24 protein-coding genes are annotated in these 22850 nt (G+C 74.8%); 12 read left to right on the forward strand and 12 right to left on the reverse strand.

The features are described 5' to 3' along the window. Positions 1–79 precede the first annotated feature (79 nt). The 5 genes from IT780_RS11060 to IT780_RS11080 form a co-directional block, all read right to left on the reverse strand. Positions 80–628 carry an NUDIX domain-containing protein gene (locus tag IT780_RS11060; protein ID WP_199511346.1) on the reverse strand — a complete coding sequence of 183 codons (549 nt, stop codon included), beginning with the start codon at positions 626–628 and terminating at the stop codon, positions 80–82. Between the two features lie 14 nt (positions 629–642). Continuing rightward, the gene (locus tag IT780_RS11065) at positions 643–858 is read right to left on the reverse strand and encodes a hypothetical protein (RefSeq protein ID WP_199511347.1); all 216 of its coding nucleotides are present in this window, start codon (positions 856–858) and stop codon (positions 643–645) included. A gap of 83 nt (positions 859–941) precedes the next feature. Then, positions 942–1307, reverse strand: a complete 366-nt coding sequence (locus IT780_RS11070; RefSeq protein ID WP_199511348.1) for a VOC family protein — start codon at positions 1305–1307, stop codon at positions 942–944. Between the two features lie 60 nt (positions 1308–1367). Then, entirely contained in the window at positions 1368–3716 is a 2349-nt protein-coding gene (locus IT780_RS11075) for an ATP-binding protein (protein WP_199511349.1), read from the reverse strand. A gap of 9 nt (positions 3717–3725) precedes the next feature. Continuing rightward, positions 3726–3980, reverse strand: a complete 255-nt coding sequence (locus IT780_RS11080) for a DUF5999 family protein (RefSeq protein ID WP_199511515.1) — start codon at positions 3978–3980, stop codon at positions 3726–3728. A gap of 166 nt (positions 3981–4146) precedes the next feature. On the opposite strand from IT780_RS11080, the gene IT780_RS11085 reads away from it, so the two are divergent. Further along, entirely contained in the window at positions 4147–4755 is a 609-nt protein-coding gene (locus IT780_RS11085; RefSeq protein ID WP_199511350.1) for a sigma factor-like helix-turn-helix DNA-binding protein, read from the forward strand. On the opposite strand, the gene IT780_RS11090 is transcribed toward IT780_RS11085, so the two are convergent. Continuing rightward, positions 4743–6794, reverse strand: coding sequence for an N-acetylmuramoyl-L-alanine amidase (locus IT780_RS11090; RefSeq protein ID WP_199511351.1), 2052 nt, complete (start codon positions 6792–6794; stop codon positions 4743–4745). The two genes, IT780_RS11085 and IT780_RS11090, sit on opposite strands and share 13 nt — an antisense overlap. Positions 6795–6986: 192 nt before the next feature. On the opposite strand from IT780_RS11090, the gene IT780_RS11095 reads away from it, so the two are divergent. Beyond that, a complete protein-coding gene (locus IT780_RS11095) occupies positions 6987–9290 on the forward strand; it encodes a putative bifunctional diguanylate cyclase/phosphodiesterase (protein WP_307831133.1) in 2304 nt (767 codons plus the stop codon). A 4-nt stretch (positions 9291–9294) separates the two neighbouring features. Here IT780_RS11095 and IT780_RS11100 read toward each other — a convergent pair whose 3' ends face one another. After that, the gene (locus tag IT780_RS11100; protein WP_199511352.1) at positions 9295–10197 is read right to left on the reverse strand and encodes an NADP-dependent oxidoreductase; all 903 of its coding nucleotides are present in this window, start codon (positions 10195–10197) and stop codon (positions 9295–9297) included. 151 nt (positions 10198–10348) lie between these two features. On the opposite strand from IT780_RS11100, the gene IT780_RS11105 reads away from it, so the two are divergent. Genes IT780_RS11105 through IT780_RS11115 form a run of 3 tightly spaced genes read left to right on the forward strand, consistent with a single transcriptional unit; the run spans position 10349 to position 12537 of the window. After that, positions 10349–10924, forward strand: coding sequence for a hypothetical protein (locus IT780_RS11105; protein ID WP_199511353.1), 576 nt, complete (start codon positions 10349–10351; stop codon positions 10922–10924). Between the two features lie 57 nt (positions 10925–10981). Beyond that, positions 10982–11611: a bifunctional 4-hydroxy-2-oxoglutarate aldolase/2-dehydro-3-deoxy-phosphogluconate aldolase gene (locus IT780_RS11110; RefSeq protein ID WP_199511354.1), complete on the forward strand. Its 630-nt coding sequence runs from the start codon at positions 10982–10984 to the stop codon at positions 11609–11611. After that, on the forward strand, positions 11608–12537 hold the full coding sequence (locus IT780_RS11115) for a sugar kinase (protein WP_199511355.1): 930 nt from the start codon (positions 11608–11610) through the stop codon (positions 12535–12537). The genes IT780_RS11110 and IT780_RS11115 overlap by 4 nt, the downstream gene beginning before the upstream one ends. A gap of 87 nt (positions 12538–12624) precedes the next feature. Here the strand turns inward: IT780_RS11115 and IT780_RS11120 are convergent, their stop codons facing one another. Continuing rightward, entirely contained in the window at positions 12625–13350 is a 726-nt protein-coding gene (locus IT780_RS11120) for an SDR family oxidoreductase (RefSeq protein ID WP_199511356.1), read from the reverse strand. Positions 13351–13467: 117 nt separating this feature from the next. Here IT780_RS11120 and IT780_RS11125 point away from each other — a divergent pair, with 117 nt between their 5' ends. Continuing rightward, a complete protein-coding gene (locus tag IT780_RS11125; RefSeq protein ID WP_199511357.1) occupies positions 13468–14064 on the forward strand; it encodes a cysteine hydrolase family protein in 597 nt (198 codons plus the stop codon). Further along, positions 14061–14987 (forward strand): GlxA family transcriptional regulator, encoded by a 927-nt coding sequence (locus IT780_RS11130; protein ID WP_199511358.1) that lies wholly within the window; start codon positions 14061–14063, stop codon positions 14985–14987. Before IT780_RS11125 ends, IT780_RS11130 begins: the two co-directional genes overlap by 4 nt. Here IT780_RS11130 and IT780_RS11135 read toward each other — a convergent pair. After that, positions 14977–15543: a tryptophan 7-halogenase gene (locus IT780_RS11135; protein WP_199511359.1), complete on the reverse strand. Its 567-nt coding sequence runs from the start codon at positions 15541–15543 to the stop codon at positions 14977–14979. The two genes, IT780_RS11130 and IT780_RS11135, sit on opposite strands and share 11 nt — an antisense overlap. Positions 15544–15580: 37 nt before the next feature. Here IT780_RS11135 and IT780_RS11140 point away from each other — a divergent pair, with 37 nt between their 5' ends. The 3 genes from IT780_RS11140 to IT780_RS11150 are packed head-to-tail and all read left to right on the forward strand — an operon-like array spanning position 15581 to position 18162. Further along, positions 15581–16144 carry a nucleotidyltransferase family protein gene (locus tag IT780_RS11140; RefSeq protein ID WP_199511360.1) on the forward strand — a complete coding sequence of 188 codons (564 nt, stop codon included), beginning with the start codon at positions 15581–15583 and terminating at the stop codon, positions 16142–16144. Beyond that, positions 16095–17219 carry an XdhC family protein gene (locus tag IT780_RS11145; protein ID WP_307831134.1) on the forward strand — a complete coding sequence of 375 codons (1125 nt, stop codon included), beginning with the start codon at positions 16095–16097 and terminating at the stop codon, positions 17217–17219. Before IT780_RS11140 ends, IT780_RS11145 begins: the two co-directional genes overlap by 50 nt. A gap of 7 nt (positions 17220–17226) precedes the next feature. Then, positions 17227–18162, forward strand: a complete 936-nt coding sequence (locus IT780_RS11150; RefSeq protein WP_199511362.1) for a DUF389 domain-containing protein — start codon at positions 17227–17229, stop codon at positions 18160–18162. Here the strand turns inward: IT780_RS11150 and IT780_RS11155 are convergent. Further along, positions 18137–18817, reverse strand: a complete 681-nt coding sequence (locus IT780_RS11155) for an HAD family hydrolase (protein WP_307831135.1) — start codon at positions 18815–18817, stop codon at positions 18137–18139. The two genes, IT780_RS11150 and IT780_RS11155, sit on opposite strands and share 26 nt — an antisense overlap. A 25-nt stretch (positions 18818–18842) precedes the next feature. On the opposite strand from IT780_RS11155, the gene IT780_RS11160 reads away from it, so the two are divergent. After that, positions 18843–19715, forward strand: coding sequence for a pyridoxal-phosphate dependent enzyme (locus IT780_RS11160; protein WP_199511363.1), 873 nt, complete (start codon positions 18843–18845; stop codon positions 19713–19715). On the opposite strand, the gene IT780_RS11165 is transcribed toward IT780_RS11160, so the two are convergent. Next, a complete protein-coding gene (locus IT780_RS11165) occupies positions 19712–20560 on the reverse strand; it encodes a LysR family transcriptional regulator (protein WP_199511364.1) in 849 nt (282 codons plus the stop codon). The two genes, IT780_RS11160 and IT780_RS11165, sit on opposite strands and share 4 nt — an antisense overlap. Before the next feature lie 95 nt (positions 20561–20655). Here IT780_RS11165 and IT780_RS11170 point away from each other — a divergent pair, with 95 nt between their 5' ends. After that, positions 20656–21381: an SDR family oxidoreductase gene (locus tag IT780_RS11170; protein WP_199511365.1), complete on the forward strand. Its 726-nt coding sequence runs from the start codon at positions 20656–20658 to the stop codon at positions 21379–21381. A 10-nt stretch (positions 21382–21391) separates the two neighbouring features. On the opposite strand, the gene IT780_RS11175 is transcribed toward IT780_RS11170, so the two are convergent. After that, the gene (locus IT780_RS11175) at positions 21392–22801 is read right to left on the reverse strand and encodes a hypothetical protein (RefSeq protein WP_307831136.1); all 1410 of its coding nucleotides are present in this window, start codon (positions 22799–22801) and stop codon (positions 21392–21394) included. Between the last annotated feature and the right edge of the window lie 49 nt (positions 22802–22850).

Below are 22850 nucleotides of genomic sequence, written 5' to 3' on the forward strand. Positions count from 1 at the left end.
GGTTCTAGCTCAGTGCCACCCCGATCGGGCCCGTTCGCCAACGCTCGCCGCAGCCAAGTCGCGGCAGTTGACGACAAGCTCAGCGGCCCTCGGCGGCGGTCTTGGCGAGGAAGCGGCCGAGGTGCGGGTCGAACCGCGCGGGGTCGGCGGCCGCGATCTCCGCCCGCGTCCACCAGCGGACCGCGGCGAACTCGCCCTCGTCCGCGCTCAGCGGCTCGTCGCGCCCGACGGTGGCCAGGTACCAGAGGCTGACGTCAGTGTGACCCGCGTCCACGCCGACCGTCTCGGTTACGGTGAGGAAGACCGGCTCGGCGGCCGCGCCGGCCACGCCCAGCTCCTCGGCGAGCTCGCGGTGAGCCGTCGCGGCCGGGTCCTCGCCCGGCTCGACGTGCCCGCCCGGCGGCAGCCACAGCCGCGCGTTGCGATGGTCGACCAGCAGCACGTCACCGGTTCCCGGATCGACGGGAACCACGTATGACACCAGGTGACGCGGGGGCGTGTCCGGCCTGACCCGGCGGTAGACGTCGTCCGTGGACGCAAGCCAGGCCAGCGTGTCCGCCCGGTGCGCGGCCTCGAGGTCGTCGTACGGACGCAGGACGGACACCAGGTCGTGCAGCGCGGACGTCATCCGGAGATGATCCCTCAACCGGCATCCCGGACGGTGCCGGCGCCCTCGGTGACCGGGAAGAAGGCGGCCGGGGCCAGACGCCGCACCGGCTTGTCCGCGGGACCGGAGAGGCCTGCCGGGTCGTGCCGCGCGGACGCGGTGCGGTGTCTCGGGTCGTGGGCCGCCGCGCTGGTCGCCACGGTGGCGGTGAGCAGGGCGGTGGCCGCCAGCGTGGCGAGGACGATACGCATGCCGACAGCCTGCTGACGGTCGGCTGTGGACCGGCTGAGAAATCCTGTGGATCTCCTCAGGATTCCTCAGCCGGCCGGTGCCGTCAGGAGCGCAGGCAGATGTCGAACGGGTGGCCCTCCGGGTCGAGCAGCACCCGCCACCGATCGGGCTGCGGCTGCTCCTCGGGCTTGGTGGCGCCGAGCGCGAGCGCCTCCTGCTCGGCCTTGTCGAGGTCGTCGACGTAGAAGTCGAGGTGGTAGCGCTTCGGCGTGGTCTCCCGGGGCCAGCCGGGCCCCGAGTAGCCGGGGACCTGGCCGAAGCCCAGGCTGGTCGAGCCGTCGCCGATCATGGCGTACTCGGCCTGGCTGTGCTGGACGTCCCAGCCGAGGACGCCGGAGTAGAAGGCCGCCTGCGCCGCCGGGTCGGTGGCGTCCAGGTTGATCATGGCCAGAGAGGCGAATCCGGGCATTGTGCTGCCTTTCCGTGTGGGTACGCGACCCATCCTCGCCCCAGAAGCTGACATCTTCTGTCAGGTACCGGAACGGCTTTGTGAGGCCAGCCAGGCCGCCACCTGGGCGCGCGAGGTGAAGCCGAGCTTGCTGAGGATGTTCTCGACGTGGCCTTCCGCCGTTCGCTGCGCCACCACCAGCCGGGCCGCGATCTCCCGGTTGGTCAGGCCCTCCGCGACCAGCGCCGCCACCTCGCGTTCGCGCGGGGTCAGGCCGAGCTCGCCCAGCCGGGCCGGGTCCGCCGGCGGTGGCGCGGGGCGCGGCCCGGGAACCCGTTCGAGTGCCAGCGCGACGGCCTCCGCCCGGCTGAGCTCGGCGCCGCGGGCGAAGGCAGCGTCGTAGGCTCGGTCGCCGAGGCGGTCCCGGAGCTGGGCGGCGCACTCGTCGTGGAAGTCGTGCAGCGTGCGGAACGATGACAGCGATGCGTGCATCGCCCGCCACATCCGGTCCGAGGCGCCGAGGAGCTGCGCCGCGCGCTGGTCGCGGTGCTCCGCGGCGGCCACCCAGCCCAGCGACTCCAGCGCCAGGCCCACCCCGAACTGCTCGTCCTCGACGAGCTTGCCGACCTCGAGGCTCTCCTTGGCGGCCTGCGCCGCGCCCGCGTTGTCGCCGGCCCGCCAGCGCAGCACGCTCAGCGCCCACATCGCGAACGAGCGCCACCACACCTCACCGTTCGCCGCCGCCAGGTCGCGGCAGGCGATGAGGTCGGCGTACCCGGCGGTGGGTGACGGCGAGGAGAGGCCGCGGACCAGCCCGAGCACGGCCAGGCACCACATCTCGCCGCTGCGGATCTCCAGCGAGCGGAAGCGGGCGTACGCCTCCTCGAACAGCGGCAGCGCGCCGGTGAGGTCGCCGCCGAACATGGCGATGTTGCCCTCGACCACCGCCAGGAACGCCAGCTCCACCGACGGCGGCAGCTCGGCGGCCAGCCGCTTGGCGTCGTCGAGCAGCGCCGCCGCCCGTGCCCGGTCGCCCTGCACGCAGGCGATCCACGCGGCGACGCGCAGCGCCCGTACCCGGGTCCAGTGCCGCGGCGGCGGCATCGCCAGCGCCCGTTCCAGCCAGTGCCGCCCCTCGGAGAGGAAGCCCCGGACGAACCAGTGGTTCTGCAGGTCCGCGGCGAAGCGCAGGGCCGTCTCGGGCGGGCCGGTGGTGACCGCGTGCTCCAGGGCGACGCGCAGGTTCGCCTGCTCGTGGCGCAGCCGCATCATCAGCGCCGCCTGCTCCGGGCCGACCCAGTGCCCGTCGCCGTAGCGGGCCAGCTCGGCGAACCACTCGCCGTGCCGGCGGGCCACCTCGGCCTGCTCGCCGGCCTCGGCCAGGCGGGCGACGCCGTACTCGCGGACCACCTCGAGCATCTTGTAGCGGGCCCGCGGACCGTCGCCGACGCGGGAGATCACGGACTGGTCCACCAGCGAGGCGATGAGGTCGAGGATGGACTCCGGCGCCAGCGGCGGGAACGCGCACACCTGCTCGGCGGCGTCCAGCTCGAACCCGCCGGAGAAGACCGACAGCCGCGACCACAGCCGGCGCTCCTGATCGCCGCACAGGTCCCAGCTCCAGTCGATCAGCGCGCGCAGGGTCTGCTGCCGGGCCGGGGCGTTGCGCGGGCCGGTGGTCAGCAGCCGGTAGCGGTCGGTCAGCCGCTCCAGGATCTGGTCCAGCGTCAGCACCCGCAGCCGGGCCACCGCGAGCTCGATGGCCAGCGGTACGCCCTCCAGCGCCTGGCACAGAGCCGTGACCGTCGTGCAGTTGGCGTCGGTCACCTCGAAGCCTGGCAGAACCGCGGTGGCGCGCTCGACCAGCAGGCTCGCCGCCTCGTACCGGGCCAGGTCGCCGGGGGTGCACTCGAGGTCGGCCTCGGGCACCGACAGCGGCTGCACGGTCAGAGTCGCTTCGCCGGCGATCCGCAACGCCTGCCGGCTCGTGACCAGGATGCGCAGCTCGGGGCAGGTGCGCAGCAGGGTCTCGGCGAGGTCCGCGCAGGCCGCGACGAGATGCTCGCAGTTGTCGAGGATGAGCAGCACCTGCCGGTCGGCCAGGAACGTCGCCAGCCCCGGTGCGTCCGGGCTCACCGCTTCCTCGCGTACGCCCAGAGCCTCCGCCACGGTGACCGCGACCAGATCCGGGTCCCGCAGCTCGGCCAGCTCGACGAGCCACACGCCGTCGGCGAACGCCCGCCGCATCTCCAGCCCGACCCGCTGGGCGAGGCGGGTCTTGCCCACCCCGCCGGCGCCGGTCAGCGTGACCAGCCGGTTGGTGGAGAGCATCCGCCGTACGCCGGTCATCTCGTGGCGCCTGCCCACGAAGCTGGTGACCTCGGCGGGCAGGTTCCCGACGGAACCGCGCGCGCCTGTGGCGGTGCTCATACGAGCACGTTAGTGCGTACGTCCCCCGATCGCGGCGTGCCGGATGCCCAGGGACGCCTCCGCGCGGGCCGCGAGGGCGAGCCCGGCGCGCACCGGCGCCGCCACGGCCCGGCCGTCAGGCAGCAGCTCGCCGCAGTCGTCGAAGCTCACCACGCCGTTGCAGAGCAGGCTCCAGCCCTGCTCAGGGTGGGTGGCCACCACGCGGGCGGCTTCCCGGTCGGTGTCGGCCGCGCCCGGACAGGGCGGCACGTGTCTGCACTGCATCTGACTTCCTCCCGGCGCCAAGAGTTCGTCGCGACACGCCGGGCGGACACGGGAGAACTACCCGGGTGATACCCGAATCCCGGATCGTGGGTACTTTCCCCGGTGCCGCGGCCGGGCCGGTGGATCACGATGGGACCCCTCGATCACCGACGAGGAAGGGGCACCCATGGGCCGCCACGCGGCCGACCGGCCGGGCAGGCCGCCACTGCACGCCGACCTCTTCGCGCCCGCGCCGGGCACCGCCGCGGCGTACGCGGCGCGGGAGCGGGCCGCGGAGGCGTTCGACCGGCTCGTCGAGCCGCACCGGGACGCGCTGGAGGCGTACGTGCTGCGCCTGACCGACGGTGACCGGGCGGCGGCCGACAGCGTGCTCAAGGAGACCTTCTACCGCGCAGCGCAGGATCCTGCCCGCTACCCCCCGCGGGCTTCCGCCGTCCGGCCGTGGCTCGTCCTCACGGCGCGTACGGTGCTGCGCGACGGCGAGCGCTCCGCCCCTGCAGGGCACGACGACCGCCCCGTCGTCGCGCCGGCGGAGCGCTCGCCGTCCCCCCTCGCCGAGACCACGGTCGTCGGGGCGATGAACGACCTCGCGGACGCGCATCGCGAGATCCTCGTGGAGCTCTTCTACCAGGGCGTCTCCCTGGAGTCGGCGGCCGCCGCGCGCGGGGTGCCGGTCGCGACGCTCAAGTCCCGCCTGTACTTCGCCATGCGGGCCCTGCGGGCCGTGCTCGATCAGCGGACCGAGCCCGGCCCGGACCCCCGTCACCGCAGGTAGACGAGCCCGTCCGAGATCACCCCGGGGCGCCCGGCGGTGCCCTCCACCTCGATCTTCACGGTGTGCTCCGCGCTCGCACCCCACGAGCGCGTCCACACCGCGCGGCGGTGGAGCGCGTCGGGCGAGCGCAGATCCACCACGCCGGCCGGCTCGCCGTCCACGGACACCCGTACCCGGCCGGAGACCGAGGTGCGGCTGACCGCCAGCGCCGCGGACCGGCCGGTGAACGTCCAGCTCAGCGCGGCGCCCGCGGTGGTGGCCCGGAGCGCCGAACCGCCCAGGTACGCCGGGCTGCCGACCGCACGCCAGGTGCCCGTACGGTCCGCGGACGTTTCCGGCAGCACGACCGCCGTACGCGTCGCCGCCACCGACCGCGCGTTGCCCGCCCGGTCCGTGGCGCGCAGACCGTACGTGGCCGCGACGCCGGGCTTCACGGAACCGGCCCACGTGGTGGCTGTGGTGCCCACGTCCACGGTCGCCGGGCTGGTCAGCGTCACCGTCCGCAGGCCACCGGCGTCGCTCGCCGCCCAGCGCAGCCGTACGGGCACGATGCCGTTGAGCGAGCCCGGTCGCAGCGAGACGCTGGGCCCGGCGGTGAACTCGGGCAGCGTCCGGTCGGCGTACACCGCGGTGTCGGTGACGGCGATGCGGCCGTTGAGCGCGACCGCGCGGACCCGGACGATGTGCCGCCCCGGGGTGAGCTGCAGCAGCTGCTGGCGCTGTCCGGCCGGCACGGACGCGGCAGGCTCGCCGTCGACGTACAGGTCGTAGCGGTTCATCAGCGCGCTCACGGTGCCCACCTGCCAGAACGGCCGGATCGTGCCCCGGGTGAAGTACGTGCTCCCCACCCTGGTGGCCCCGTTGATCTTCGTCACCGTGAGGTCGGCGGGGCCGGCGGCGGCGAGACTGCGGATCGAGCCGAGCTGCGAATACAGCGTGTTGCCGGGGCACTCGGTCCGGCCGGTGTCGCGGTGCCCGGAGACGCGGTTGAGCATGGCTGTACTGCCGCGGGCGTACCGGTCGCTGCCGCTGGAGGTCATCGCCACGCGGCCGGCGGGCGGGTTGCCGGACGCCCCGATCTTGTACGCCGCCACCTGCGCGATGACCGTGCGGACCCGGGTGGACACGCCGCGCGAGCCGTACGACCCCAGCACCGCGATCGCGGAGCTGCGCGAGTTGAAGCCGAGCGTGTGCGCGCCGAGCACGGGCCGGGTGATCCCGCCCCGGCGCCCCTCGAACAACGTGCCGCACTTGTCGACCAGGAAGTTGTAGCCGATGTCGTTCCAGTGCTTGCTCTTGACGTGGTACGCCTGGATGCTCCGCAGGATCGCCGGCGACTGCGAGCAGCTGTAGTTGTTGGTGCCGGCCGTGTGGTGCACGAAGAGCACCTGCACGTCGCTGGTGTATTCCGGCGCGTTCTCGACCAGGTTCTCGTTGGCGCCCCACTGCGCGCGCGTCACCACGTCCGGGACCGGTCGCGGGGGCACGGTGACCTCCAGCGCCCGCGGGACCGGGGCGGGCGCGGGCGTACCGGGATCGATCAGGTCGACCCGCAGCCCGGCCGGGAGGGGCGTGGTGCGGGCCGGGCCGGCCTCGACGCGCGCCTCGACGGCGTCGGACGGGCCCACCCACAGCGGGTCGGTGCTGCCACGGACGCCGTGCCGGTCCACCGAGCCCGGCTCGGCGGGATCGGCACCGTCGGCCTCGAGCGTCTGCCAGGGCGTCCACGTGCCGCCGGCGGTCGAGCGGGTGCGTACCTGCACCGCGCCGGTGAGCTTTGCCGCCGGGTCGGTCCAGGTGACGCCGACCAGGCTGAACGGGCCGGTGGAGCGTGGCGCGACCGTACGCGCCGCCGCCGACCCGTCCCGCAGCGTGCCCGGCGCCGCGAAGCCCCGGGGCGACGACCCGGTGGCCGGCCCGAGGTCGATGGTCTGGAGGCTGGGCTCGGTGCCGGTGCGCGCGGCCTCGAGCAGGTCCGGCCGGTGCCCGCCGCTTCCCAGGACCACCGTCGCGCCACTCAGGGCGACTGCCGTGGTCAATGCCGTACTGATGACTCGCCTGTGCACGTGCTTCACGCGTTTCCCCCCGCGAAAGACTTGGATCGGCGCAGATCAGGATGAAACGTACGCGTCCGGCGGGGGTGCCGTAGCCGTTTCCGCAGACACCGGATCCGCATCACAGGGGATCGTTAATGCCCCCGCGCGCGGTGCCGATGGGAGGATGTGACCTCCGTGCTCGCCCCCCAGCGCGCGGAAGCCGTGCCCACGCCGCCGGCCTCCGCCCGGCCCGCGCCGCCGCCGCGCAGCAAGGCCGTGGCCTGGTCGTACATCGGCGCGGCCGGGGTCCTGCTGGCCTGGTTCGCGGCCGGCCCGGAGTGGCTGCGGCTGCCGCTCATGGCCGTCGCCGTCGCCGGCGGGCTCGCTGCCATGGCGTACGGGGCGCAGCGCGTCGCGCTCCCCGCCGGGCGGGCACCCTGGCAGGCCCTGCACCTGAGCGCGTGGATGTTCTTCATCGCCATCGTGATCCGCGGCGTGGTACCCGGCGCGGGCGCCGCCCCGCCCACCGCGATGGCCCTGTTCCCGGATGCCTTCGTGCTGGTCGGGTATCTGATGATGGCGTACGCCTTCGGCAGCATGCTGCGCCGCCGGCGGGCCGCCGAGGACGACCCGGCACGGGTGGACGCCGTCCTGGTCGGGCTCGCTGCGGCGTTCATGTGCTGGACGTACCTGATGGTGCCGTCGATGGCGCACCCCGAGCTCTCCGTCACCAGGATCTCGAACTCCGTCTTCCCCGTGATCGACGTCGTGATCCTGGTGCTCGTCGCTCAGCTCGCGCTCTCCGGCGGCGCGCGCCAGCCCTCGCTGTGGCTGCTGATCGGCGCCGCCACGGTGATGTTCACCGGCGACTTCCTGTTCATCCTCCGCGACGGCGCGCTGGGCGAGGTGTCGCAGCACACCCTCGACGTGCTGTTCACCGCGACGTTCCTGCTGGTCGGCGCCGCCGCGCTGCATCCGTCGATGCGGACGCTGACCGAGCCGCAGCGGATCGTGGTCAAGGAGGTCAGCAAGGTCCGGACCGCCCTGATCGGGGTGGCGGTGACCGGCCCCGTCGTCATCACGACCGTCGAGCCGCCGGGCGGGCTGCTGCACGGCACGGTCCGCGCGGTCCTGTGCGTGCTGCTGGTCCTCACCGTGCTGTACCGGGTGGTGCGCTCCAACGACTCGCGGGCGCGGGCCGAGCGTGTCACGCGGCGACGCGCCACCCACGATCCCCTCACCGACCTGCCCAACCGCGAGCTGCTCGCGGAGACCGTCGAACGCTGGGGTGACGAGGCGGCCGCCGACCAGCTCGAGATCAGCCTGCTCTTCATCGACCTCGACCGGTTCAAGATGGTCAACGACCACTGGGGGCACCAGGTCGGCGACGAGCTGCTCTGCGCGGTCGCCGGCCGGCTCGGCGCGCAGGTGCGCTCGCAGGACCTGGTCTGCCGCATCGGCGGCGACGAGTTCGTCATCGCGCTGGCCAGCCCGTCGCACTCCGCGCTGGCCGAGTCGCTGGCCGGCCGGGTGCTCGAGGAGTTCGCCCGCCCGTTCGAGCTGTCCGTCGGCAACGTGGTGATCTCCGCGTCGATCGGCGTCGCCAAGTCGTACGGCGGGGCGCACGCGCTCGAGCTGATCCGCGACGCCGACACCGCGATGTACAAGGCGAAGGGGTCCGGGCGCAACGCGTACGCGCTGTTCGACACCTCCCTGCGCGAGCAGGTCCGCGACAGGATGAACCTGGAGCAGGCGCTGCGCAGCGCCCTGCCGCGCGGCGAACTGGCCGTGCACTACCAGCCCATCGTCGACCTGGCGACCGGCGAGCTCGACGGCTTCGAGGCGCTCATGCGCTGGCAGCACCCCGAGCTGGGCAACGTGTCGCCGCTGGACTTCATCCCGGTGGCCGAGGAGACCGGCTTGATCGTCGAGAGCGGCGCGTGGCTGCTGCGCGAAACGGCCGCCCAGCTGGCCGCCTGGCGGGCTGAGCGCGGCCCGCACGCCCGGCCGCTGCACGTGTCGGTCAACGTGTCCGTCCGGCAGCTGCGCGACGGCGCGCTCGTCGACATCGTCCGCGACGTGCTCGCGAGCACCGGCCTGCCGCCCGAGGCGCTGTGGCTGGAGATCACCGAGTCCGGCGTCATGGAGGACCTGGAGACCGCGCTGGCCACCCTGCAGGCGCTGCGCGGGCTGGGCGTCACCCTCTGCATCGACGACTTCGGTACGGGCTACTCGTCGCTGAGCTACCTCAACCGGCTGCCGGTCGGCATCGTGAAGCTCGACCGCTCGTTCGTCTCCGAGGTGGGCAGGCACGGCGCGAACGAGTCCATCGTGCGCGCGGTCCTCGCCATGACCGGGGCGATGAACCTGCGGGTCGTCGCCGAGGGCGTCGAGACCGAGGGGCAGCGGGACTGGCTCCGCGAGCAGGGCTGCGACCTCGCCCAGGGCTGGCTGTACGGCAAACCCGCCCCGCCCGCGGCACACGCCGGCCGGGTCTGAGCGCTCACCCGTCCACGACCAGCACCACCTTGCCGCGGCCGTGGCGGGACTCGACCGCGGCATGTGCCTCGGCGACGGCGGTCAGCGGGTAGGCGCGTACCGGCATCGTCACGAGTCCCCGGGCGGCCAGCGCGACGACCTCGGCCAGCCGGGCGGGGGAGCGGCCGGCCCGGACCACGCGCGTGCCGTGCTCGGCTGCCGCGGCGTCGTCCACGATCGTGCCGATCCGCTCGCGGGGCACGCCGAGCGCCACGGACTGGGCGATCGCCTCGCCGCCCGCCGCGTCCAGGGCCACGCTCACCGCGCCGATGGCCCGTACCGCCTGCACCAGGCCGTCGCCGTACGTGACCGGGATCGCGCCGAGCTGCCGCAGGTACGCGTGGTTCGCCGGGCTCGCCGTACCGATCACCGTGGCCCCGGCGAGGCGCGCGAGCTGGGTGGCGACCGTGCCGACCGACCCGGCCGCGGCGTGCATCAGCAGCACGTCTCCGGCGCCCACCCCGAGCTCCCGCAGGGCCCCCGACGCCGTCTGGGCGGCGGCGACCAGCGCGGCGGCGACCGGGAAGTCCAGCTCCGGCGGCTTGGCGACCACCGTGTCCGCGGCGACGACGACGTGCGTGGCCTGACCGTTGAGCATCGTCGAGCCGAGCACGGCGTCGCCCGGGGAGAGCCCGGTCACCCCCTCGCCCAGCCGGTCGACCACCCCCGCGTACTCCTGGCCGACCTGCTGCGGGAAACGCACCGGGACCGGCGCGATCCGGCCGTGCCGGACGGCCACGTCGAAGGGCTGCACCCCGGCGGCGCGGACGCGGACCCTGACCTGACCCGGGCCGGGTTCGGGATCCGGCAGGTCGGCGAGGCGCAGGACATCGGGCGGACCGAAGCGGTCGAACACGGCGGCTCTCATGGGCGCCACTGTGCAAGCTGAAGCGGAGTTGAGGTCAAGGGTGCACCGCGGGAGTCTTGACACCCGGCCGAGCGGGGCCGCCGGGCGACCTCCCGGTCACGATCGGGGGCACGCCCGCGACCGCCGGGCCCGGCGTCGCTACCGTTGTCGGGTGTCTGAGATCCCGTGGTGGGGGTTGCCCCTCATCGCCGCAGTGTCCGCCCTGGCCGGGGCGGGTGCGACGCTTCTGGTGTCCGCCCGCGACAACTACCTGCGCAGCCGCGCCAAGCGCACCCGGCGCTGGTACGCCGAGCGCCGAGACGCGTATGTGGCGTTGCTGACGCAGTTCGAGCGGGCGTCGTACCGGATGCGCGCCGCGCTGGACGGCGGCCAGCCGATGCCCGGCCCGTACACGTATCTCGACGAGGTCGGCCCGGCGCTGATGCAGGTACGCCTGCTCGCCTCGGGGCAGGTCCGCAGCGCCGCGCTCGCCGTGCACCTGCTGCTGGAGAAGCTGTACGCGGCCCGTCCCACGCCACCGCCGGGGGTGGACCCGGCCAAGTCGCCGCGGGAGATGCTCGGGCACGTACCGCTGGTGATGCAGCAGCTGGAGGCGGCCATCCGCGAGGAGCTCGGCATCGAGGTCACGCCGCCGCCCCCGCTTCCGGACGGGACGGCGCCGCGGTCACTGCGGGGCTACCTGCGGCGGGGGTCGTCGGCGTCCCGCGAGTCGAGCGTCACTGGGTGATCTTGCCCGGACCGCGGGATCATCGAGTCCGGTGCAGGACTCGCTGGGGAGGCGTCCATGTCGGGCTTGTCGGTCACGGAGGCGGTCGTTCGGAGCGGGGTGGTGGCGGTTCTGCGCGCACCGACCGCGGATGCCTTCTCAGCCATGAGTGATGTGCTCGTCGAGGCCGGCATCACCGCGCTCGAGGTGACGCTCACCTCCCGCGGGGCGATCGAGGCCATCGGCGGGCTTCGCCGCCGGCTGCCCGCGCACGTGGTGGTCGGCGCCGGCACCGTGCTCACCCCCGACGACGCCAAGGCCAGCATCGACGCGGGCGCGGCCTTCCTGGTGTCCCCGGTCTCCGTGCCCGGGATCGAGGGCTTCGACGTGCCGGCGTACCCGGGTGCGTTCACGCCGAGCGAGATCTTCGCGGCCGCCCGCACCGGCGCGCCGCTGATCAAGCTCTTCCCGGCCTCGGTGGTGGGCCCGCGCTATCTCAAGGACCTGCACGGTCCGCTGCCCGGGGTACGGATCATGCCCACCGGCGGCATCGAGATCGCCGACGTGGCGGCCTGGCTGGCCGCGGGCGCCGCGGCGGTCGGGCTGGGCGGGCCGCTGATCGGCGACGCCGCCGCCGGTGGCAGCCTCGCCAAGCTGGCCGAGCGGGCGCGCCGGGCGGTCGACGCCGTCGCGTACGCGCGCGCATGACCGGCCTGCTCACCTTCGGCGAGACCATGGGCCTGGTCGCCGCCGACGGCATCGGACCGCTCGAGCACGCCCGCGGCTTCCGCTTCGGCATCGGCGGGGCGGAGAGCAACGTGGCCATCGGCGTGGCCCACCTCGGCTCGGCCGCCACCTGGATCGGCCGGGTCGGCCGGGACGCGACCGGCGACCTCGTCGAGCGGCGGCTGCGCGCCGAGGGCGTGGCCGCGGTGGTGATCCGCGACCCCTCCTTCACCGGCCTCATGGTCCGGCACCGCCGCACGGGCGCGCTCCAGCACGTCGACTACCACCGGGCCGGCAGCGCGGGCTCGCGGCTGAGCCCCTCGGACATCCCGGTCGACGCGCTGCAGGCGGCGGACCTGCTGCACGTCACCGGCATCACGCCGGCGCTCAGTGACTCCGCCCGCGCGGCCGTCTTCCAGGCGGTCGAGACGGCCCGGGCCGCCGGCGTGCCGGTCAGCGTGGACGTCAACTACCGCGCCAAGCTGTGGTCCCGCTTCGACGCCGGCCCGGTCCTGCTCGACCTCGTCTCGCGGGCCGACATCGTCTTCGCCGGCCCGGACGAGGCGGCGATCGTGGTCGACGGGCCACCGGTCGCCGGCCTGGCGAAGCTCGGCCCGGCCGAGGTGATCGTCAAGGACGGCCCGCGCGGCTGCACGGCGCTGATCGCCGGCGACACGTTCACCGTGCCCGCCCTCGACGTGACAGTGGTCGACCCGGTCGGGGCAGGCGACGCGTTCGTCGCCGGCTACCTCGCCGACCGGCTCGCCGGCGCGGCGCCCGCGGCCCGGCTGGAGACGGCGGTGGCGGCGGGGGCGTGGGCGGTGACGCTGCCCGGCGACTGCGAGGGCCTGCCGTCGCGCGACGACCTCGCCGCCCTGCGATCGGCCACGGACGACGTGGTCCGCTGACGGCCTGCGCCCGCCGCGGACCGCAAGACGCCCGCCGAGCTCGGCCCCGCCACGCCGCGCGGACGTGCCGGCGGCCGGGGCCGGCTGTCAGGTGATGCCGCCGTCGGCGTGCAGGTTCTGGCCGGTCACCCAGCCGCCGTCCGGGCCGGCCAGGAACGCGACCACGGCCGCGATGTCGGCGGGCTGCCCGAGCCGGCCCAGCGGGGTCCTGTTCGCCGCCGCCTCCAGCGCCTCCGGCGGGTTGGTGGACCGCAGCAGCTCGGTGTCGGTGGCGCCCGGTGACACGACGTTGGCGGTGATGCCGCGGGCGCCCAGTTCCCGGGCCGCCACCGCGGTGAACTGCTCGACCGCGCCCTTACTGCCCACGTAGAGACTGCCGCCCGGGGGCTGCCGGGCGGTGTTGAGCGTGGAAACTGTGATGATCCGGCCGTTGTCGCGCATGTGGCGGGCCGCGTACCGGATCGCGAGGAACGTCGCCCTGGCGTTGACGGCGAAGATCCGTTCGTAGTCCGCCTCGGTGATCTCGGCGATGGGCGTGGCCCGGAAGGAGGCCGCCGCGTTGGCCACCAGGATGTCCAGCTCGTCCCCGGCGTGCCCGAGCAGAGCTTCCACCGCGGCCGGCTCGGCGAGATCGGCCCGGACGCCGCGTGCGCCCGGCACCGCCGCCTCCACCGCCCGGGCCTCGTCGCCCCGGCTGAGGTAGCCGAAGATCACCCGGGCGCCGTCGCTCGCCAGCCGCTCCACGATCGCCCGGCCGATGCCGCGCGATCCTCCTGTCACCACTGCCGTCTTGCCGGTCAAGGTCCCCGTCATGCCGTCGCACCTTACCGGCCGATGTGGATCCCGGCGTTGCGTCGGTGACCGGATCGTTCCGGTGCCGGGCGGGTCCGTGCCTTATGCCGCGGCCCGCCCGGGCCTGAGGATGGACCCATGACCAACGCGCTCATCGTCATCGACGTCCAGGAATCGTTCCGCGCCCGGCCGCTCTGGCGGGCGGTCGGCACCCCCGACATCGCCGCCCGGGTCCAGCGCCTCGTCGACGCCGCCCGCGCCGCCGGCGACCTCGTCGTCTGGGTGCTGCACGCCGAGCCCGGCAGCGGCGGCGTGTTCGACCCGGCCTCCGGGCACGTCCGCGTGTTCGCGGAGCTCGAGCCCCACCCCGGCGAGCCGGTGCTCACCAAGACCTCGCACAACGCCTTCACCACCACGAATCTGCAGCAGGTGCTGACCGCGCGGGGCGTACGGCACCTGACGGTGTGCGGCATCCGGACGGAACAGTGCGTCGAGACCACCGCGCGGCTCGGGTCGGATCTCGGGTACGCCGTCACGTTCGTCACCGACGCCACCGCCACGTTCCCGATCCCGCACTGGGAAGCCCCGGCCGACCAGACCGTGGAGGAGCTGCTGGCGGATCCGCGTACGCTGAGCGCCGCAGACGTCGTGGCCCGCACCGAGTACGCGCTCGCCGGCCGGTTCGCCACCGTCACCACCGTCGCCGAGCTGACCGGGGAGCTGACCGGATCGTGATCCGAGCCGTGTTCGTCCTCGTGCCGCAGCTGCACCTGCTGGACCTGGCCGGTGCCGCTCAGGTGTTCTCCACCGCGGCCGACTTCGGGCACGACTACCGGCTGACGTACGTCGCGGAGCAGCCCGACGTCCCGACCCACCAGGGCGTCGGGCTGCGCGCCGACACCACCTGGCCACGGCTCGGGCCGGACGACCTGATCGTCGTCCCGGGCTGGCGGTCACCGCACCTGATCGGCAGCGGCCACCTGGAGGACGACTCGCTGCGTCGCATCGCCGCCCACCACGCGTCCGGCGGGACGGTGGCGAGCGTCTGCGCGGGAGCCGACGCCCTCGGCCGCGCCGGCCTGCTCGACGGGCGCCGTTGCACCACCCACCACGACGTCCAGGACGAGCTGGCCCGGCGCTACCCGCGGGCCACCGTCGTGCGTGACGTGCTGTACGTCTCCGACGACCGCGTCATCACCTCGGCGGGGATCGCCAGCGGCATCGACCTCGCCCTGCACCTGGTCGCGATGCGGCACGGCCCGGCCGCCGCGGCCCGGGTGGCCCGCCAGATGGTGGTGTACGCCCGCCGCAACGGCGACGACCACCAGGTCAGCGCGATGCTGCGGCACCGCGGGCACCTCAGCGACGTCGTGCACCGCGTGCAGGACCGCATCGACGCCTGTTTCGCCGAGCCACTGCCGCTGGCGGACCTGGCAGCGCAGGCGGGGGTCAGCGAGCGCACCCTGACTCGCCGCTTCGAGGACGCGACGGGCCGTACGCCCCTGCGCTACCAGCAACTCCTGCGGCTGGAACGCGCGGAGCACCTGATCAGCCACGGGTCGACGGTCGAGGCGGCGGCCCGCGCGGTCGGCTTCGGCGACGCCCGCATGCTGCGCCGGCTGCGGGCGCGCGGCGAGGACGCGCCGGTCACACCGTGACGGCGGCTGTGCTGCGGACGAGCTCGGCGAGGTCGTCGCGGCCCGGGCTGTCCGGCACGGGCGGGCGCCAGCCGGACGCGTACATCGCGCGGGCCGCCGGTTCCACCTGCGCCAGCGTCGCGGGCAGCGCCGTCATCGACAGGTACGGCCCGACGACGGGCATCAGCGACGGGTCGTGCTCCGCGGCCGCGACGATGTGGCCCGACGTCAGCGGGCGGCCGAGGTCGACGTCCCCGCCGGCGAGCTGGCGTACCTGGTCGCGGTCCCAGGCGCGGTGGTCGTCGAACCAGGGGCGGATCCGCTCGGCCCGCCCGGAGGCGTTGACGACGAGGTCCGCGGGGAGCTCCCGGCCGTCCACCCGCAACCCGGCCGCCCGCCCGCGCGACCGCAGCACGTCGTCGATGTGGCCGCGGACCAGCGTCACGCCGCTCCGGGCCAGGGCGGCCTCCCGCAGGACCCGCTCGAAGAGGCTGCGGCGGCAGCGCAGGCCGATGACCATGGCCGGGCGTCCGTTCGCGGCCGGGGCGATCGACAGCTCGGCGCCGGCGGCGAACACCGAGTCGGGATGCTGTCACGCCCGATAGGCTCGGCCGATGGAGATCGCGGGGCTGGTCCTCGCCGCGGGCGCCGGGCGCCGGTACGGGATGCCCAAGGCGCTCGTGCCGTGGCATGGCCGCCTGCTCGTGCAGCGCACCGCCGACGTGGCCGCGGAGGCCGGGCTCGCCCGCACTGTCGTGGTGGTCGGCGCGCAGGCCGAGCGCGTCCGTGCCGCGGCGCCGGAGCTGACCCTCGTCGAGAACCCCGCCTGGGATACCGGCATGGCGTCGTCGCTGCGGGCCGGGCTGGCAGCGCTGGGCGCGACGGCGGCCGGGGCAGCGGTGGTCCTGCTGGTCGACATGCCCGGCGTCACCCCCGCAGCGGTACGCCGCATCGCCGCGTACGCGACCCCGTCGGCCCTGGCGATGGGCGGGTACGCCGGCCGCCGCTCGCATCCGGTGCTGCTGGGCCGCGACCACTGGGACGGCATCGCCCGCAGCGCGTCGGGTGACCGAGGCGCCCGGGACTACCTGCGCGCCCACGCCGGCGAGGTGCGCGTCGTGCCGGTCGGTGACGTGGCCGACGACACCGACCTCGACGTTCCCGCAGCGCATGCGTGACCTGCTGGGACCCCTGGCCGACGCCTGGCGGGCCGGCGAGCGGGCCGGGCTGGCGACCGTCACCGCTACCTGGTCCAGCGCGCCCCGGCAGCCCGGCGCGGCGATGCTGGTCCGCGCGGACGGTACGGCGCTGGGCAGCGTCTCGGGCGGCTGCGTGGAGGGCGCGGTGTACGAGCTGTGCCGAGAAGTAGCGGAGTCGGGCGAGCCGCGTACGGTCCAGTTCGGCGTCACGGACGACGACGCCTTCGGCGTGGGGCTGCCGTGCGGCGGAACGATCGAGCTGTTCGTGGAGCCGGCCGGCTTCCCGGAGGCGGAGGTGCTCGCCGCCGAGGTGGCCGCCGACCGGCCGGTGGCCCTCCTGACCGGGGTGGCGGGCCGGGTTCGTGCCCGGCACCTCGTACTGACGCCGGAGCGGCGGTGGGGATCGCTCGGCGGGGACGCGATCGACGAGGCCGCCACCGAGCGCGGCCGGGCGCTGCTCGCCGCCGCCGAGAGCGGCCCGGTCCGGCTCGGGGACGGGGCGACAGTGCTGGTCACCTCGTTCCCGCCGGCCGCCCGGATGCTCGTCTTCGGCGCCGGCGACCACGCGGCGGCGGTCGCGCGGATCGGTGGCTTCCTCGGCTACCGGGTCACGGTGTGCGACGCCCGGCCGGTGTTCGCCACGGCCGGTCGGTTCCCGGGCGCCGAAGTGGTGACGGAGTGGCCGCACCGCTACCTGGCCGGCGAGGCCGCGGCGGGCCGGGTGGACGGGCGTACGGCCGTGTGCGTCCTGACCCACGACCCGAAGTTCGACGTGCCCGTGCTCGAGGTGGCGTTGCGGCTGCCGCTGGCGTACGTGGGCGCGATGGGCTCACGGCGTACGCACGACGACCGGCTCGCACGGCTCCGCGAGGCGGGGCTGGGCGCGGAGGAGCTGGACCGGCTCAGCTCGCCGATCGGGCTGGACCTCGGCGCCCGTACGCCGGAGGAGACCGCGGTGAGCGTGGCCGCGGAGATCGTGGCGCTGGGCCGGCACGGCTCGGGGCGGCGGCTCTCCGGCACCTCGGGCCCGATCCACGGCGGCGGGATGATCTGATGGCCCGGTGCTGCACCTACGGATCATCTGCCCGCCGGACCGGACCGCCGCGGTCGAGGAGCTGCTGACCGGCGACGATGCGGTCACCCATGTCGTGGTGCTGCCGGGCACGGCCCGCGACCCGCACGGCGACCTGGTGCTGTGCGACGTCGTCCGGGAGGGCACCAGCGACCTGATCGCCGCGCTGCGCGAGCTCGGCGTGGAACGCGACGGCTCGATCATGCTGGAGAAGGTGGACACCACGCTGTCCGCGGCCGCGACGCGCGCCGAGAAGCGGGTGCCCGGGCTCGGCGTCGACGCCGTCGTCTGGGAGGAGGTCGAGCAGACCACCGCCGCCGAGAGCGAGCTGTCCTGGGCGTTCCTCACCTTCATGATGGTGGCGACCGTGATCGCCGGCATCGGCGTGCTCCTGGATCAGCCGATCCTCATCGTCGGCGCGATGGTCGTCGGCCCCGAGTTCGGCCCGCTCGCCGCGTTCTGCGTGGGCGTCGTCAGGGGCCGCTGGGACATGGTGCGCCGGGCGCTCGGCTCGCTGGCCGCCGGGTTCGCCGCCGGTATGACGGTCACCGTCGCGACCACCTGGCTGCTGGACGCGCTCGACCTGGTGGACAGGTCGATGCTGCTCGGCGACCGGCCGCTGACCAGCTTCATCTGGCAGCCGGACGCGCTCAGCTGGGTGGTCGGGTTCCTGGCCGGCATCGCCGGGATGCTCTCGCTGACCTCGGCGAAGGCGGGCACGCTGGTCGGCGTGCTGATCTCGGTGACCACGGTCCCGGCCGCCGCCAACGCGGCCGTGGCGCTCGCGTACGGGGTGACGAACGAGGCCACCGGCTCCGCGCTGCAACTGCTGATCAACATCGCCGCGATCGTGACCGCCGGGGTGCTCACCCTGCTCGTGCAGCGGACCGCCGGCCGCCTCAGGGCCAGACCGGGCAGGAGCTGAGCTCGCGGAGGCTGCTCAGCCGGCACGGCTCGTCGAGGGGCCCCCGGCCCGGCCGGTCGAGATGCGCCGCGTGCAATCCGGCGGCGCGGGCCGCCACCACATCCAGCGCGTGGTTGTCGCCGACGCTGAGCACCTCGCCCGGGGCCAGGCCCCAGCTCCGGCACGCCCGACGGAACGCCTCGGGATCGGGTTTCGCCACGCCCAGGCCGTCCACCGTGAACACCGGGCCGGCCAGCCCGCTCAGACCCGTACGGGCCAGCTTCCTGTTCTGTTGCACCGTGGAGCCGTTGGTCAGCACGGCGGCCCGCAGCCCGGCCGCCGCGATCATCCGCAGCGCGTCCGCCGCGTCGTCGAACGCGCGCCACGCCGCCTCGTAGTGCCGCAGGTAGCCGGCGAAGACGTCATCCAGTTCCGCGTCGCTGCCGTCCGTACCCAGGAAATCGCGCAACCGGCGACGGCGCTGCTCCGCGTAGCTGATCGTGCCCGCCCGCCAGGCCGCGAGGTGCGGCTCCTCCAGGGCGGTCCACCGCGCGACCGCCTCGTCGGTGGCCGGCAGGCCGATCGACGGCAGCCAGGCCCGCACGCCCGCGTCCGCGGCGGACCGGTGGTCGAAGAGCGTCCCGTCGAGGTCCAGCAGCACACCGCGCAGTGACACGCCGGGCATCCTATGCTCGGCAGTCGTGGACATCCCGCCGATACCCCTGGGGACGTGGCCCACGCCGCTCGAGCCGGCGCTGCGCCTCGCGGTCGCGCTGAACCTCGGCGAGCTGTGGATCAAACGCGACGACCTGACCGGCCTGGGCGGCGGCGGCAACAAGGTCCGGAAACTGCAGTATTCCTGCGCGCAGGCGGTCAAAGCGGGAGCGACGGCGCTGGTCACCACGGGTGCGCCGCAGTCCAACCACGCCCGGCTCACCGCGGCCGCGGCCGCCCGGCTCGGGCTGCGCTGCACGCTCGTGCTGCGCGGGCACCCACCGGCGGAACGCCGCGGCAACCTGATCCTCGACGACCTCGCGGGCGCGACGGTCGTCTGGGCCGGCGACGCGCCTCTCGACGAGGTGGCCGCCGCCCAGGACGGCTACCTGATCCCGTTCGGCGGCACCTCCGCGTTCGCCGCCCGCGGGTACGTCGACTGCGCCCGGGAGCTGCTCACCCAGCTGCCGGAGCTGGACACGGTGGTGGTCGCGCTCGGCTCGGGAGGCACGATGGCCGGCCTGGTCGCGCACCTCGGCCCGGAACGGGTGTGCGGCGTCGACACCGGCGCGCTGCCCGACCCGCGCGGGACCGTCGCGGCGCTGCTGGCCGAGATGGGACGGCCCGTGGACCCGGCCGCGCTGCGCATCGACGGCTCCCAGGTCGGCGCGGGCTACGCGACGCTGACCGAGCCGGTACGGGCCGCGCTGTCCCTGGCCGCCCGGACCGAGGGGCTGTTCCTGGATCCGACGTACACCGGCCGCGCGTTCGCGGGGCTGTGCGCGGACCCGCCCGCCGGCAAGGTCGTGTTCCTGCACACCGGCGGCCTGCCCGGCCTCTTCGGCCACCCCGGTTTCTAGAGCCGCGTCGCCGTCCGGACGAGGCCGGCGACGCCGCGGGAGCGGCTGTGCGGCGGCCAGGCGATGACCGTGGTGACCATGGGCGCGTCCGGCACCGGCACGACGACCAGTTCGCCGGGCAGGTGGGGCCGGGCCGACTCGGGCAGCACCGCGGCCGCCCGGCCCAGCCCGATCAGCTGGAGCAGCTGGGCGTGGTCGCGTACCTCCGGCCCGGGGCCGGCGGGATAGGTCCCGTCCCGGCCGCGCCATCGGGGCAGCGGCAGTCCGGACAGCTCGCTCACCTCGGCGGCACGTACCGAGGCCCGGCCGCTGAGGGGATGGCCGCCCGGCAGGACCAGCACCTGACCCTCGGTCCGCAGCTCCTCGACGTCGAACCCGGACACCGAGTCGAACGGCCGGTGCAGCAGCGCCACGTCGGCCCGGCCGTCGCGCAGCAGCCGTTCCTGCTCGCCGATCCCGCACAGCAGCACGTCCACGGGCACGGCGTCGGGTTCGGCCGCGTACGCGTCGAGCAGCTTCGCCAGCAGTTCGCCGGCCGCGCCCGCCTTCGTGGCCAGCACCACGCCGGCCGTGCCATCCCCGGCCTGCGCGGCCCGCCGGGTGCGTCGCTCGGCCGCCTCCACCGCGTCCAGCGCCGCCCGTGCCTCGCGCAGGAGCACCGCCCCGGCCTCCGTCAGGCCGACCGACCGGCTGGTGCGTCGGAGCAGCGTCGCGCCGAGGCGCCGTTCTAGCCGGCTGATCGCCCGGGACAGCGGCGGCTGGGCGATGCCGAGCCGCTCCGCCGCCCGGCCGAAGTGCAGCTCCTCGGCGACGGCGACGAAGTACCGCAGCTCCCGCGTCTCCACGCCGCCATCGTATCCCCGGATCGATACCCGGGAGGTATCGCCGGCCACCCGTTCGGTGTTGGTCGCCGCGATGAGACGCGGACAGGATCGAGGACATGAGCGATCGAACAATGGCGCTGGTCACCGGCGCGAACAAGGGCATCGGGTACGAGATCGCGGCGGGCCTCGGGGCGCTCGGCTGGCAGGTCGGGGTCGGCGCCCGTGACGAGGAGCGCCGGGAGGCCGCGGTGGCGAAGCTGCGCGCGGGTGGGGCCGATGCTTTCGGCGTACCGCTGGACGTGACCGACGGCGCGAGCGTGACCGCCGCCGCCCGGCTGATCGAGGACCGGGCCGGCCGCCTCGACGTGCTGGTCAACAACGCGGGCATCACCGGCGGCCGGCCGCAGGAGCCGACCCTCGTCGACCCCGCGACGATCCTGGCCGCCGTGGACGTCAACGTGCTCGGCGTCGTCCGCGTCACCAACGCGATGCTGCCGCTGCTGCGCCGCTCCGCCTCGCCGCGGATCGTCAACATGTCCAGCACCGTCGGCTCCCTGACCCGGCAGTCGACACCCGGTGCGCAGGTCGGCCCCATCGCGGCCGCGTACTCGACGTCGAAAACGTTCCTCAACGCCGTCACCGTGCAGTACGTCAGGGAGCTGCGGGACACGAACATCCTGATCAACCTGGCGTGCCCGGGCTACACCGCGACCGACCTGAACGCCTTCAGCGGCGTGCGTACCCCGGAACAGGGCGCGGCGATCGCGATCCGGCTCGCCACCCTGCCCGACGACGGCCCGACCGGCGGCTTCTTCGACGACGAGGGCGAGATCCCCTGGTGACCGTCCGTCCTCAGCGGACCGCCGCGGGCAGACCTCGCAGAGCTGCCAGCCCCAGGGCGGAACGCGGCTGGTAGGCGGTCCGCCACAGGCCGCCGTGCGCCGCGCCGAACGCCTCGTCCCGCCAGGCCTGCGGCGCCGCGGCCCGCGGGTTGCGCAGCTGGTGCACGAGCAGTGCCGCCATGAGCCGGTTGCTGGTGGCCGGTTCGAAGACCTCCACCCCGAACAGGTGCGCGCCCGCGTACGCCGCCGCCAGCAGCCGGTTGCTCGTCACCGATCGGGTCCGGGTGGGCGGCGCGACGGAAAGACTGACCGTCGTGCCGGCCTGCCGGGCCACCGCCGCGCGCCAGCGCTGGATCCGCTTGGCCAGCGCGTAGTTCGGCCCCTGCTGCGGCACGAGGCTGTCGGCGATGCCCGGGTCCGCGCCCTCCGGATAGTTCGGGGTCAGCAGCCGCTCCGCGGAGAACAGGTGGGCGAGGCGGGCGGTCCGCGAACGCTCGCGATACCGGGCTGTGGACTGCGCCACGGCTTCGCCGGGCACCGCGAAGACGTCGGTCGGGGTCGCGAGGAACGCCAGCGCCGTGTCGCGCCGCTGCGCCATGACATGGACGGAGACAGCGTCCACAGCCGCGGACAGCCGGGCGTACGCCGCACCGGGCGCGTACACGTAATTGCCCAGCACCAGCCGCCCGGGCATGCCGAGCAGCCAGCGCGCGACCCCGGGCAGCCCGCTGAGCAGGTCCACGCCGGCGGTCTCCACCGAGGTTCCGGGCGCGATCAGCGTCCCGGCGCTGCGGCGTGCCGTCGCAGCCACCCGCGCCCACAGCTCGGGCCGCGGCAGGTCGACGCCCACCACCGTGGCACCCCAGCCGAGCGCGGCAGGCAGCGGTCCCATCTCCGCGCCGGCGCCCAGCACGACGAGCCGGTGATCGGAGAGGTCCAGCCAGCCCGGGTTCGCCACCACCTCGCGGACCATCCCGGCGCACGACGCCTCGATGCTGCCGGCGGCGACCCACGCGTCGAGGCGCCGGAGCAGCGAGTCGCCCCGCAGCAGCTCCCCGCGCCACGGCACGATCAGCTCACGCTCCGGCTCGCCCTCGCCCGTGACGGTCACCGTGCCGGGCGGCTCCTCATCGCCCTCGAACACCGAGCCGAGCGGCGCGTCCCCGCCCGCCCGTTCGACGGCCATCCGGCGGTGCACCGACTCGAGGCCGGCCGCGGCGAGGTCGTACCCGTCGTCCAGGCCTGCCTCCACCAGCGCCCGGAAGTGCCGCAGATAGCCCTTGCGCCAGTCGCGTTCGTCCGCCGCGGCGTCGGCGGCCGCGGGGTCGGCGGCCCGCAGGGCGTCGGCGACCACCGCACGCCCGAGCTCCGAGCTGCTGCGCCGACCGTCCGCACCGCGGGGAAACACGACCTCGTTCACGCCGCACAGTATGGCCGTACGGTCCTCCTACCGCGGGAGGAGGAGCCCC

This window comes from Nucisporomicrobium flavum, from assembly GCF_016464385.1.
GTDB lineage: Bacteria > Actinomycetota > Actinomycetes > Mycobacteriales > Micromonosporaceae > Actinoplanes > Actinoplanes flavus_A.

Excerpts from the sequence above, each read along its gene's own strand:
- IT780_RS11120 (WP_199511356.1), bottom strand. The coding sequence starts at position 13,350 with ATGACGGGGACCTTGACCGGCAAGACGGCAGTGGTGACAGGAGGATCG.
- IT780_RS11125 (WP_199511357.1), top strand. The coding sequence starts at position 13,468 with ATGACCAACGCGCTCATCGTCATCGACGTCCAGGAATCGTTCCGCGCC.
- IT780_RS11065 (WP_199511347.1), bottom strand. The coding sequence starts at position 858 with ATGCGTATCGTCCTCGCCACGCTGGCGGCCACCGCCCTGCTCACCGCC.
- IT780_RS11100 (WP_199511352.1), bottom strand. The coding sequence starts at position 10,197 with ATGAGAGCCGCCGTGTTCGACCGCTTCGGTCCGCCCGATGTCCTGCGC.
- IT780_RS11080 (WP_199511515.1), bottom strand. The coding sequence starts at position 3,980 with ATGCAGTGCAGACACGTGCCGCCCTGTCCGGGCGCGGCCGACACCGAC.
- IT780_RS11115 (WP_199511355.1), top strand. The coding sequence starts at position 11,608 with ATGACCGGCCTGCTCACCTTCGGCGAGACCATGGGCCTGGTCGCCGCC.
- IT780_RS11060 (WP_199511346.1), bottom strand. The coding sequence starts at position 628 with ATGACGTCCGCGCTGCACGACCTGGTGTCCGTCCTGCGTCCGTACGAC.
- IT780_RS11110 (WP_199511354.1), top strand. The coding sequence starts at position 10,982 with ATGTCGGGCTTGTCGGTCACGGAGGCGGTCGTTCGGAGCGGGGTGGTG.
- IT780_RS11140 (WP_199511360.1), top strand. The coding sequence starts at position 15,581 with ATGGAGATCGCGGGGCTGGTCCTCGCCGCGGGCGCCGGGCGCCGGTAC.
- IT780_RS11170 (WP_199511365.1), top strand. The coding sequence starts at position 20,656 with ATGAGCGATCGAACAATGGCGCTGGTCACCGGCGCGAACAAGGGCATC.
- IT780_RS11070 (WP_199511348.1), bottom strand. The coding sequence starts at position 1,307 with ATGCCCGGATTCGCCTCTCTGGCCATGATCAACCTGGACGCCACCGAC.
- IT780_RS11075 (WP_199511349.1), bottom strand. The coding sequence starts at position 3,716 with ATGAGCACCGCCACAGGCGCGCGCGGTTCCGTCGGGAACCTGCCCGCC.
- IT780_RS11085 (WP_199511350.1), top strand. The coding sequence starts at position 4,147 with ATGGGCCGCCACGCGGCCGACCGGCCGGGCAGGCCGCCACTGCACGCC.